Annotated in this window: 9 protein-coding genes; 5 read left to right on the top strand and 4 right to left on the bottom strand. The window is 53.0% G+C overall.

What is annotated here, in order from left to right; genetic code table 11:
- Window positions 1-136: 136 nt before the first annotated feature.
- The 3 genes from AC19YX_RS35005 to AC19YX_RS34995 all read left to right on the top strand — a co-directional run bounded on the left by AC19YX_RS35005 (window position 137) and on the right by AC19YX_RS34995 (window position 6,708).
- The gene (locus AC19YX_RS35005) at window positions 137-4,960 is read left to right on the top strand and encodes a DEAD/DEAH box helicase (protein ID WP_500608017.1); all 4,824 of its coding nucleotides are present in this window, start codon (window positions 137-139) and stop codon (window positions 4,958-4,960) included.
- Window positions 4,961-5,320: 360 nt separating this feature from the next.
- Window positions 5,321-5,653, top strand: coding sequence for a helix-turn-helix transcriptional regulator (locus AC19YX_RS35000; RefSeq protein WP_306341803.1), 333 nt, complete (start codon window positions 5,321-5,323; stop codon window positions 5,651-5,653).
- Complete coding sequence (locus AC19YX_RS34995) at window positions 5,653-6,708, top strand: AAA family ATPase (protein WP_017735525.1); 1,056 nt, start codon at window positions 5,653-5,655, stop codon at window positions 6,706-6,708. The genes AC19YX_RS35000 and AC19YX_RS34995 overlap by 1 nt, the downstream gene beginning before the upstream one ends.
- Before the next feature lie 144 nt (window positions 6,709-6,852).
- Here AC19YX_RS34995 and AC19YX_RS34990 read toward each other — a convergent pair whose 3' ends face one another.
- Both AC19YX_RS34990 and AC19YX_RS34985 read right to left on the bottom strand, forming a co-directional pair.
- Entirely contained in the window at window positions 6,853-7,686 is an 834-nt protein-coding gene (locus AC19YX_RS34990) for a hypothetical protein (protein ID WP_023109108.1), read from the bottom strand.
- Between the two features lie 128 nt (window positions 7,687-7,814).
- A complete protein-coding gene (locus AC19YX_RS34985) occupies window positions 7,815-8,390 on the bottom strand; it encodes a recombinase family protein (RefSeq protein WP_017735523.1) in 576 nt (191 codons plus the stop codon).
- A 329-nt stretch (window positions 8,391-8,719) separates the two neighbouring features.
- On the opposite strand from AC19YX_RS34985, the gene AC19YX_RS34980 reads away from it, so the two are divergent.
- Both AC19YX_RS34980 and AC19YX_RS34975 read left to right on the top strand, forming a co-directional pair.
- A complete protein-coding gene (locus tag AC19YX_RS34980; protein WP_481860752.1) occupies window positions 8,720-9,085 on the top strand; it encodes a hypothetical protein in 366 nt (121 codons plus the stop codon).
- A 42-nt stretch (window positions 9,086-9,127) separates the two neighbouring features.
- Window positions 9,128-9,700, top strand: coding sequence for an SHOCT domain-containing protein (locus AC19YX_RS34975; RefSeq protein ID WP_463936518.1), 573 nt, complete (start codon window positions 9,128-9,130; stop codon window positions 9,698-9,700).
- Between the two features lie 63 nt (window positions 9,701-9,763).
- On the opposite strand, the gene AC19YX_RS34970 is transcribed toward AC19YX_RS34975, so the two are convergent.
- Together AC19YX_RS34970 and AC19YX_RS34965 are read right to left on the bottom strand one after the other, a co-directional pair.
- On the bottom strand, window positions 9,764-10,336 hold the full coding sequence (locus tag AC19YX_RS34970) for a hypothetical protein (protein WP_463936516.1): 573 nt from the start codon (window positions 10,334-10,336) through the stop codon (window positions 9,764-9,766).
- A 319-nt stretch (window positions 10,337-10,655) separates the two neighbouring features.
- Window positions 10,656-11,464: hypothetical protein (locus tag AC19YX_RS34965; protein WP_500608016.1), on the bottom strand; the 809-nt coding region annotated here is incomplete at its 5' end.

Below are 11,464 nucleotides of genomic sequence, written 5' to 3'. Positions count from 1 at the left end.
ACCCTGCTCACGCATGCGTAGGGCCGTGGAGCGCTTTTCACGTTGTTCTTGGGGGCTGAGTTTACGGGCATCTATTTTCATGGAGACAGATTATCTAATATGCCCTATTTATTTGCCAGGTTAATACTTCGAAGAGCTGATTTGCACTTACCTCCGCAACGAAGCCACCTACCGTGACCTTTACGACAGAGTATGGACGTATGCGGAGTGGGCGAAGGAACAAAGCCTCAGTGGCAAGGATGCGGGCATTGATTTAGTGGCTCGCACCCAAGGCACCGGCGAGTACCACGCCATCCAGTGCAAGCTGTACGCCGAGGACTACAAGGTCCAGAAGAAGGACATAGACAGTTTCTTCACCGCCTCGGGCAAGGCACCGTTCTCGCACCGCTTCATCGTCGCCACCACCAACAACTGGAGCGAGCACGCTGAGGACGCGTTGCAGGGCCAGCAGCCTCCGGTCAGTAAAATCGACCTGCAAGCCCTGGAAGACAGCCAGATAGACTGGGCCAAGTACCAGCCCAATCAGGCAGTCGCTCTCAAGGCCAAGAAGCAGCTGCGAGAGCACCAGCAAACCGCGTTGAATGCCGTGGCCGCTGGCCTCAAGGACGCAGAACGCGGCAAGCTGATCATGGCCTGCGGCACCGGCAAGACCTTCACCAGCCTGAAAATTGCCGAGCAGCAGGCCGGTAAGGGTAAGCGTGTACTGTTCCTGGTGCCCAGCCTGTCGCTGCTATCGCAGACCCTTACCGAATGGACGCAGGAAAGCGCAACCCCGCTCCACAGCTTTGCCGTCTGCTCCGACAGCGACGTTGGCAAGAAGCGCAAAGCAGAGGATGACGCGGTTCAGGTGTTCACCCACGAGCTACGCTACCCAGCCACCACTAAGGCAGATCGCCTCGCAGCGGAAATGCTCAAGCGCCATGATGCCGAGCACATGAGCGTAGTGTTCTCCACCTATCACTCCATCGACGTGATCAGCCGTGCCCAGGCTGATCATGGCCTGGCCGCTTTCGATCTGGTGATCTGCGACGAAGCGCACCGCACCACGGGCGCCACCTTTGGCGACGATGACGAAAGCAACTTTGTGCGCGTTCATGATGCCGACTACATCCGCGCCACCAAACGTCTGTACATGACCGCCACGCCGCGCATCTACGGTGACAACGCGAAGCTCAAGGCCGAGTCCGGTGAAGTCACCCTGTGCTCGATGGATGACGACGCGCTCTACGGCAAAGAGCTGTTCGTCATCAACTTCTCCGAGGCCGTTCAGCGGGGCCTGCTCACCGATTACAAGGTGCTGGTACTCACCGTCGAGGAGAGCACCATCAGCCGGCGCCTTCAGGAGATGCTGAAGGACGAGAACAACCAGCTCAAGGTAGACGACGCCGCCAAGATAGTCGGTTGCTGGAAGGCGCTGGCCAAGCAGGGATTGGCCGAAAACCTGGTGGGTGATGATCAGCCCATGAGGCGCGCTGTAGCTTTCTGCCAGGTCATCTCGCCCAACTACAAGGGCACCAAGCACAAGGTCAGCTCGATCAACATCGCCAGCATGTTCCAGTCGGTGGTGGAGGCTTATCAGGAGTCAGAAAACATCGATGAGGCCTCACGCATCATCTGCGAAGCCGCACATGTCGATGGCGGCATGAACGCCAGCGCCAAGGAAGCCAAGCTCAACTGGCTTAAGGAAGAACCGCCAGCCAACACCTGCCGCATCCTCAGTAACGTGCGCTGCCTGTCGGAAGGTGTGGACGTACCGGCGCTTGACGCCGTGCTCTTCCTCACCCCGCGCAATTCCCAGGTCGACGTTGTGCAATCGGTGGGCCGGGTGATGCGCAACGCACCGGGTAAAAAACGCGGCTACGTGGTGCTGCCCGTGGTCATTCCGGCCGGCATGGAGCCCCACGAAGCGCTTAATGACAACCAGACCTACAAAGTGGTCTGGCAGGTGCTTCAGGCACTGCGTTCGCACGACGACAGCTTCGACGCCATGGTCAACAAGCTCGACCTGATCGGCTCTGACCCGCGCAAGATGGAAGTCATCGCCATCACCGACAAGGCCGATAAAAAAGCCAGGAAAACTAGCGGCACCAGCAACGGCCAGGCAGGCAAAGGCCAGTACGGCATTGGTGAGAAACGCGCTAAGTACGATGTCGAAGGCCAGATGACCCAGCAGGCGGAGCTGGCCTATGAGGTGGGGGAAATCGAGAAGGCCATCTACGCCAAAATCGTCGACAAGTGCGGCAACCGCCATCACTGGGAAGACTGGGCAAACGACATTGCCAAGATCGCCCGCACCCATATTGACCGCATCCAGGGCATCTTGGAGAACCCGGCCAACATCCAAGAAAAGGCTGCCTTCAACGCCTTCGCCGCCGAGCTGCGCGACGACCTCAACGACAGCATCAGCGATGGCGAGATTGTCGAAATGCTCGCCCAGCACCTGGTAACCAAGCCGGTATTCGATGCGCTGTTTGACGAGTACAGTTTTGCCAGCAACAACCCCATGTCCAAGGCCATGCAAGGCGTGCTGGACGCGCTTCATGAGCACCACCTGGCCAAGGAAGCTGACACCTTGGAGAAGTTCTACGCCAGCGTGCGTCAGCGCGCTGCCGGCATCAACAACGCCCAAGGCAAGCAGAAGATCATCGTCGAGCTGTACGACAAGTTCTTCCGCAACGCCTTCCCCAAGATGACCGAGCGCCTGGGTATCGTTTACACCCCGGTCGAGGTGGTGGACTTCATCCTTCACAGCGTCAACCACCTGCTGCAACAAGAGTTCGGTCAGACCCTGGGCAGTAAGGGCGTCCACATCATCGACCCCTTTACCGGCACCGGTACTTTTATCACCCGCCTGATTCAGTCAGGTCTAATTAAACCGGAAGAGCTGCCGCATAAGTACAAGAATGAAATCCACGCCAACGAGTTGGTTTTGCTGGCCTACTACATAGCTGCCATCAATATCGAAGCTGCCTACCACGGCGAAGTAATCGATGAGTACGCGCCGTTTGAAGGTATCTGTCTGACCGACACCTTCCAAATGTACGAGAAAGACGACCTGGTGGACGCCCTGTTGGAGGACAACAGCGCTCGGCGTAAGCGTCAGAAGGCGCTGGATATTCGGGTGATTGTGGGTAATCCACCGTATTCGGCGAAGCAGGATAGCGGTAATGACAACAATGCTAATTTGGCCTATCTCAATCTCGATTCCTCCATTCGTGAAAGTTATGCTGCGCGCTCAGCTGCGACCAATAAAAACGCCTTGTACGACAGCTACATTCGAGCTATTCGATGGGCCAGTGATCGTATAGGGGGAGCAGGCATTATCGGATTTGTAACCAATGCGGGGTTTGTTGAATCCAACACAGCAGATGGCGTTCGCAAGTGTTTGGTGGATGAGTTCTCCAGCCTCTATGTGTTCCATTTACGTGGTAATCAGCGCACAAGCGGCGAAACCTCCCGCAAGGAAGGTGGCAAGATTTTCGGCAGTGGCAGTCGCGCCCCTATCGCAATCTCATTGTTGGTCAAGAACCCTCAATCACCGGCTCACGGTCAGATTTATTTCCACGATATTGGTGACTATCTCAGCCGCGAGGAAAAACTAGAGCTGATCGCCAGCTACGTCAGCGTGGAAGGCATTAGGAATTGGCAAACCATCACCCCGGATGAGCACGGTGACTGGCTCAAACAGCGTGACGACAGCTTCAACCATTTCATAGTTTTGGGCGATAAGGAGGACAAATCAGCACCGAGCTTGTTTGAGAACTACTCACGAGGAGTTGAATCGGGACGAGACGTTTGGGTTTACAACTCAAGCAAAATCGCTGTGGCTGAGAATGTCAGCGATATGCTGGCCGTCTATCACAAAGAGGTGACGGCTCTCACCAACGCCGATCTGAAAGGAACAAAGAAAGATCGGATTGCCCAAGCTGTTCAATTGGTTTGTAACGACCCCACAAAAATTAGCTGGACAAGTAGCTTGTTAGCCGATGCGGCGAGCGGTATTCAGCATAGCTTCGATGGCGATGCTCTATGTCATGCCCTCTACCGACCATTTACCAAACAGTGGCTGGTTTATGATGCGTCTGTTATTCATCGAGTAGGCCAGATGCCACGAATTTTTCCAAGATCGCCTAGTCAGAATATAGGAATTTGTGTTCCTGGCTTAGGCGGGGATAAAGGATTCTCGGCACTAATAGTTAATCGTATTCCGGATCTGAATTTGGCTCCAGGCATGGGGGGATACCAATGCTTCCCCCTCTACCTCTACGACGAAGCCCCCCACCCCGCAGAGAACGATCTCTTTTCCAAGTCAACTGAAGGTGGCTTGCGCAGCCGCAATGCAATTACTGACACCGGCCTTGCTCATTTCCAAGCAGCCTACCCTGGCGAGCAGATCAGCAAAGAAGACCTGTTCTACTACGTCTACGGTATCCTCCATTCCCCGGACTACCGCGAGCGCTTTGCCGACAATCTGAGCAAGGAGCTGCCGCGTATCCCGGCAGTGAAGAACGCCGTCGACTTCTGGGCGTTCAGCAAGGCTGGCCGTGCCCTGGCCGAGCTTCACCTGAACTACGAAACCGTCGAGCCCTACCCGCTGACCATCGAGGCCAAGAGCACGCTCACCGACGCAGATTACCGCGTGGAGAAGATGAAGTTCGCCAAGAAGGGCGACAAGAGCGCCGTCATCTACAACCACCGCATCACCCTCAAGGGCATCCCTGAGGCGGCATGGGACTATGTGGTCAACGGCAAGGCCGCGTTGGACTGGGTGATGGAGCGCCAAGCCGTGCGCACCGACAAAGCCAGCGGCATCGTCAACGACGCCAACGACTGGGCCGTGGAAACCATGGGCAACCCCAAGTACCCTCTGGAGCTGTTCCAGCGCGTGGTCACTGTTAGCCTGGAAACCCAGAGAATCGTCAAGGCGCTGCCCAAGCTCGATATCGCTACAGATAACTAGTTGAGCCCGATAAACGCTGAGCTCTCAGATAACCACTGCCCTGGTTGGGCACCCTTTCCCAACCAAGGCAGAGCACTGCTGATTGCCAGCCCGGCACTCTCATGTTAAAAAGTCTCCGTCCCAAGCGATCCCTATCGATCCGCAAAGGTCCGCCACGTCGCCTTGGTAACGACGTTAAAAACTTTCGCCTCGTTCGCATCCGCTGAACGGGCCGCAGCAACTGCAATTGGTTGATTTGCGTATCTGGCAGAACACTCTCAGTCCGTTGTGCCCCTAGAAGCCTTACGGCCCTAGAATTTCTGTAGCCCACAACGACCTCCGACGCTACCGAACATTAATCTCGGAAACGCGCATATACCTATGCGTGTGGCAAATGCCCCTGCTCGCTATATAGCCAGCCGATATCCGTCTTTTACCCTTTTTAGCAGTAGTGCCGGAGGACGCTGCCTCACGCTTCAGGACCTAGGACTCAAATCTATGGCAATGCACGTTAGCAACTTTGACGACGTCAGCGACGATGACAAAATTCTTCGTTTACGCGATGTCGAGGCAATCGTCGGACTAAAACGCTCAACGATCTACCGCAAAATATCGGAGGGCCTTTTCCCGCGACAACGTCTTTTGTGCGGTTCCAGCGTCGGCTGGCGTAACAGCGAAGTCCAGGCTTGGATTCGGCAAAGGGAGGCTTTGTAATGCAGCCCCAAACACCTCAACAGCCAGGCTGGATGGTGGAACTCACAGCAGCGGTCGATATTCCAGTGGAAAAGATCCAGTGGATTTGGCCAGGCTGGCTGCCAAGGGCAAAGCTATCCATTCTTGCCGGCGCTGGTGGGTGCGGCAAAACCACGTTGGCAATCTCGCTGGCAGCCAGGCTTAGTAAAGGAGATGCCTGGCCAGATGGCAGCAAATGTGAGGCCGCAGGCAACGTCATAATCTGGAGTGGTGAGGATGGTATAGCTGACACGATAATTCCTCGCCTTACGGCTGCAGATGCAGACCTAAACCGCGTGCACATTATCGAAGGGCTCAGGGATCAGAGTGGGAATAGGCGACAATTTGATCCTGCAGCCAACTTTGCCCTTTTGAACGAGGCAGCCACACGGATTAACGGCGTTTCATTGCTGATTTTCGACCCACTGATCAACCTCATTCGGGGGGACATGCACCGAGCAAACGAAGTTCGACAGGGGCTACAAATGGTAGTGGATTTTGCAGAGCGGCATTGTTGCGCTGTCCTCGGCATATCTCACCTGAGCAAAGGTACGGCCCAGTCCTCCGCAGCTAATCGTGTAATCGGCAGCCAGGCATTCTCCGCGCTCGCTCGCACTGTACTGGTGGCAGAGAAGGATCAGAATTCAGAAGCCAGGGTGCTTGTCCGAGCCAAGTCTAACGTTTCGATTGATAGCGGGGGGATCGAGTATTTCGTTGAGCCCATCGTTATAGACGAGCAGTTGGAGACAACCTGCATCCGATGGGGAGAGGCCATCGAAGGAAGCGCTGAAGCCATTCTGGCTGCTATCGAGCAAACGAACAGCCCAATACCAGCATCAGCCATTCAAGAAGCGTGCAGCTTTCTGGAGGAGACGTTACAAGCTGGGCCTGTTGCAATCACTGCGTTGAAGTCTCTAGCTGAAGAGTCTTGCATTTCGTGGGCATCAGTTCGTAGAGCTCGGAAAAAGCTCGGTATACGGTCACACAAAACAGGTATGCAGGGCGGATGGGCATTGGGACTGCCCACCTCTTCCTGAAGGTGCTCAACGAATATCGAAGGTGCTCAATACTCGTCTTGAGCGCCTTCGCTTTTATTGAACACCTTCGACTCGCGCGAGAGTCTGTATGACTGATTCCGCAGATAAAATCCCGACACGCCAGTAGCACTGGTCGACCACGAACTACTTCCCAATGAAATAGAGATTGCCGTTCTTGTTGTAAATCGCGGCAGGCCGGAAGTCCTTAGGCCAATTCCGCCCAGGATAGTATGCATACATCCATTCGGGCAGGTGACGAGCAATACCCGCCAGCGCATCCATGCCGTCCTTATCAGCTCTGCTAGCGTCAGCAAATAGTTCGCCTGAGGGATCGGTCAGGAAAATCGGGCCGTAGGCTTTCTCGGCCGAAATGAACGCTGGCGCAGCGCTCGCCGGAGCGTCGAACGGCGCGGGGTTCCCAGCAGCCAAATCTGCAAGCCTGTCGTATTTCTTGCCTGATCCGTCAGCGTACTTAGCCGGCTCATGACGCAACTTTGAGATTTTTCCACCAAAGTATTTTTCTCTCGCATCAAGCCAGGCCGACCTGACCAACGCAGATGCCTCCTTCGGGTTAGACGCGAGTTCCTCAGGCACCCACGCAGCAACCTGGTAGCGATAGACAGGGCCAGCACTGCCACCACCCAGCAAGAATAACCCGACGCCAAGAGAGGCTGCGCCTGCGCTGCTAAAACCAGTTGGAGGCGACACGTATCCCAAACCCGCCGTTGCTAAACCTCCAGAGCTTCCCGAAGATCGCGGCGCGCTCAGGTTATCTACTTCATTCCCGACCATTACCCTTGGAATATCGCGCTGACCATCGATGCGCATGGCTTCCAGAACCAACATGGCATCGGACCATTTTTCGCGAGGAACATCTTTAGGTTCTGGCAACGTTACCTTCGGGGTACTGGAGCAACCCACCAACGCAACCAACAGCAAGGTACCAACGCATCCCTTCACAGAAAAAAGCACCGACATGAAAACGCCCTATTTTTATTCAGTGGTAGTCCGGCACACTTAGAACGCCGGAGATATCCTTCACTTGCCTGCTAGGTCATAGCGCCCAAAATTTTCTGGGCAACTTCAGCGGAAAACAACACCACCACTTAAACGACCGCAGATGATTTCGGCGAACCGACGTAGCGGTAAAGCGTTGTTCGAGAAACGCCATACCGTCGGGCAACATCGGTTACCTGTATCTCAGGATCTCTGAGAAGAGCTCGTATCTCACGCACCTGACGATCATCCAGCGCAGGCTTGCGTCCACCTTTTCTCCCACGGGCACGAGCCGCAGCCAGTCCTGCACGAGTTCGTTCTCGAATGAGGTTGCGCTCAAACTCAGCCAGGGCAGCGAACACGTGAAAAATCAGCTTGCCGGCAGCGCTGGTGGTTTCGATTCGTTCAGTTATGGATTCGAAGGCCACCCCTTCCTGCTCCAAGCTACTGACAATCCCAACCAAGTCAGGCAAAGAGCGACCGAGGCGGTCCAGTCGCCAGACAACCAGAGTGTCACCGTTACGCAGAGCTTTAAGGCAATGCCCCAGCTCCGGCCTGTCCGCCGACTTGCCGCTCATGGTCTCCTCGTAGACTGTTGAGCACCCAGCCAGAGCAAGTGCATCTCGCTGCAGGTCGAGGTTCTGATCATCAGTCGACACTCGGGCATATCCAATCCGCTTTCCCATACGTTTTTCTCTCACTGATTTCGGTACAGGAAAAGTGACAGGAAAGCGGTAAATCCCAAGTCCAAAAGATCTGTCGTTTTCATAAACAGACTGCACTGAATGTCAGAAGCCGACTGCACCACAGCAGCGGAGGGGTTGGATCCATCAGGCAACGACCTGCGGCTGTCGACCCATAGCTGCCGTTGACCGAAGGCAGAATGTGGCCGGTTTAGGCCAGTCGCGAGAGGCGGAAAACGACCCAAGCTTCGAAACGGCGGTGATGCTACTATGCCATGCACGATAGGTTCACCATAGCTAAGAAACTTACAATGTTTGACGAAGGAATGGACATGGAAGTATCAGCACCAGATAAAGATGTGAACGGTCAGAATCAGGATGACGCTTCGGTTAAAAAAACGACCTCCTTAGCACTTGCAATTGTCCTATCGCTGATTAGCTTCACCGTCGTTTTTCTAGCTAATGTCAAACATGACTTTAGCGCATCCCCGGTCATGGATATTGTCAGAGAACCAGTGCTATTCCAAAGCTATATTTCTAGAGCGATTGGCGGAAGTATATTTATACCTATAATCCACATTGGCATTGCTTCTTTCTTCAAGTCCAAACGCAATAGCTCTACGCGCCGCCGGATTTTCATAGGCTGGGCAATCTTCATTATTGCCGTGGAAGCATTGAAGTTTTTCACAAGGCACTAATCAAAGCCTCTGGAATCTAAACTGATAAACGCGGACGCAACAATGACCAACACACCTTTGTCTAGCACCGAACAAAGTAAGCTCCTGATTTTTGCCCTCCTATTGCTCCCTTCGTTATTTTTCATTGTCGGAATCATCCCAGCCATATTTTTGATTTTTGGCTTGGTGATGATGAAGAAGAACAGCGATTTCAGTCACATCGAAACCGCAGCGCGGATTTACAAAGGTTACGTATATATCGCATTAATAGGCAGCGGGCTATTCGCCTTGTATTTCGCGACAACGCTTGGCGCATCTGACAGATGGGATCGTCAAACCGAGGAATTTATTCTTTCGACTGCCTTGGCAGGTATCGCCTTGCTGTACATCATCCTTCTGAACGTCCTCTTTCTAAGCCCTCTGCGTTGCCACGCACAATGGGTTGAAGCGAACGGTATTTTTTCTGGCAAAGCGAAAACCGTTCCTGATACCAATGACGTTGACATTATCAAAGGCGAAAGGCTTCGCACGTTCTCTGTCGCTGACGAACTGATTAAATGGGCGAAGCTGAAAGAGGACGGTCACATCACTGAGCAAGAATTTAACGATGCGAGAAAGAAGCTTCTTCAACGATGAAGCGAATGGAGAACCTAGGAACCCTCCGAACAAGTCTGTTTTTCGCTCGAAGAACCTGCTGGATTATTCAAGGTTGCGACCAAACCATGAAAGGGATTTCTTGTACGGGGAGAAGGTTGAATCGTAAATATCGGAATACTGAACGACTATTTCCGTCTCGGAGAGTGCCAATCGAGCAAGATCTCGAGGGATACTAAAATTTGCTTCTTTTTGATCTGCAGTCAGCTCTATCAGCACTATCTCTTTTCCGGGGAGAAGGGCCCGCCCGTTAATCACTCCCGTGAAATTCGTCCAATGTCTACCGCCAAGATCTGGCATGCAGTCGATTAAAGATTGGCATGAATTCCCATGGAATGTGGCGACGAAAGACTTGATCAGTAATGGGCCAGACCCATGGTTCCGAAGCTTCACCCGCAAGGTATTTTCATAGTCGCCAACCGTAACTTCCGGGATTGGCCTTACAGTTAAGGTGTTATGAACTCTTTGCTGTCTGGCCGATATCACTGCCACTAAAACAGCAATAATTGAAACGAGCAGCGCAAGGATAGCGGCTGCCGCGCTTGTCATTGCGGCAGCGGCTGAGGCGACGTTTTGATTTTTCTCTAAAAATTCAAATAGCCCTGTCAGTTTATCCATCAATCTCTAATACCTTAGTTTAGCCGCGCCGCGCCGAGAAGTGGCATCGGTGTGGACGAATTGTTAGGTCGCACCCCAGATTCTCGCGGGAGGTGCGAAAGTACCGAATTTGAAAGCAGGTAGGGGGGTACCGTCTTCGCTGTAGGGGGGGCGAGCGGGGTCTCACACGTTTCGATTACGCGCTGAAGCTCGACAAAGGGCGCCGTGGCATGAAGATACAGTTGCCGAATGAAGCTCACTCGCTGCGACAAGAACCAATGGGCGTCCATATAATTTCCCCCTCAGAAGTGGATCAAGCTTCTCCCAGCTTGCTCGGGTATTAAACCTCGGGCATTTCAAGCGAAACGACCAATTCGCGATCGTCAACAGCAACATCGATATCTTTTTTAACCAAGTAAAAAACAAACCCTTGATTGGGAAGTACACCGCCCTCAACTCTGAATATCTTTTGAATCGAGCTTTCAGAAATCAAGCGGGGAGTCGTTGACATCAAAGGGCTAATATCAAAATGATATCCTGTCGGGAAGTTAACTATGATATCAGCACCAACCACTGGAACCTTTGTGCCTTGAGCATCAGTAATATCCCCTTTGTAGTGCTTTTCAAAAACAGTATTGTACTCAGCATAGCTTTTGGCAGGGATCTTTACCGAATAGGAAACTGTGAGTTTATTTTCAGCGCGCACAACATCTATATTAATGTTTTTTCCAGCATCCTCGGGATTGTATTTTACAAGTACATCACCGAATTGACTATGGCACTCAGCAGATATCAGTCTATAAGAACTCCCTCCAAGCGCATCAAGGTCCAACCTTATGGGGTTTGAAACCTCTTCATGACTTAAATTATGGAGCTCATAGCGCGTAGTTTGCCTGCAGACTATTAAATCGCCTTTTAGTGTAAAGTCATAAATCCATTTTGCCTCTCTTCTAAGAACCTTATTTTCAATAATTTCCTGCTTGATTATTTTAAAAATGGCCTCGGGAATAATTGTTTTAAAAAGGGCGGCCGCAAAAACTGAGTGCAACACCTCACCCTCCGGTAAGGTGCCGCCATGTCCTATACAGAACTCAGCGTCGAAGAACGCGCCACGATCCAGGTCGGGCAATATCAAGGTCTTAGTCAGCG

Source organism: Pseudomonas sp. MF09150 (assembly GCF_059862355.1).
The sequence above is the reverse complement of the archived record's forward strand: the minus strand, read 5'-3'. Positions and strand labels throughout refer to the sequence as shown.

What these genes read in the sequence shown, in the direction of transcription:
- AC19YX_RS34985 (WP_017735523.1), bottom strand. Translation starts at nt 8,390, where the DNA reads ATGGGAAAGCGGATTGGATATGCCCGAGTGTCGACTGATGATCAGAAC.
- AC19YX_RS34995 (WP_017735525.1), top strand. Translation starts at nt 5,653, where the DNA reads ATGCAGCCCCAAACACCTCAACAGCCAGGCTGGATGGTGGAACTCACA.
- AC19YX_RS35000 (WP_306341803.1), top strand. Translation starts at nt 5,321, where the DNA reads ATGCGTGTGGCAAATGCCCCTGCTCGCTATATAGCCAGCCGATATCCG.
- AC19YX_RS34975 (WP_463936518.1), top strand. Translation starts at nt 9,128, where the DNA reads ATGACCAACACACCTTTGTCTAGCACCGAACAAAGTAAGCTCCTGATT.
- AC19YX_RS34990 (WP_023109108.1), bottom strand. Translation starts at nt 7,686, where the DNA reads ATGTCGGTGCTTTTTTCTGTGAAGGGATGCGTTGGTACCTTGCTGTTG.
- AC19YX_RS34970 (WP_463936516.1), bottom strand. Translation starts at nt 10,336, where the DNA reads ATGGATAAACTGACAGGGCTATTTGAATTTTTAGAGAAAAATCAAAAC.
- AC19YX_RS34980 (WP_481860752.1), top strand. Translation starts at nt 8,720, where the DNA reads ATGGAAGTATCAGCACCAGATAAAGATGTGAACGGTCAGAATCAGGAT.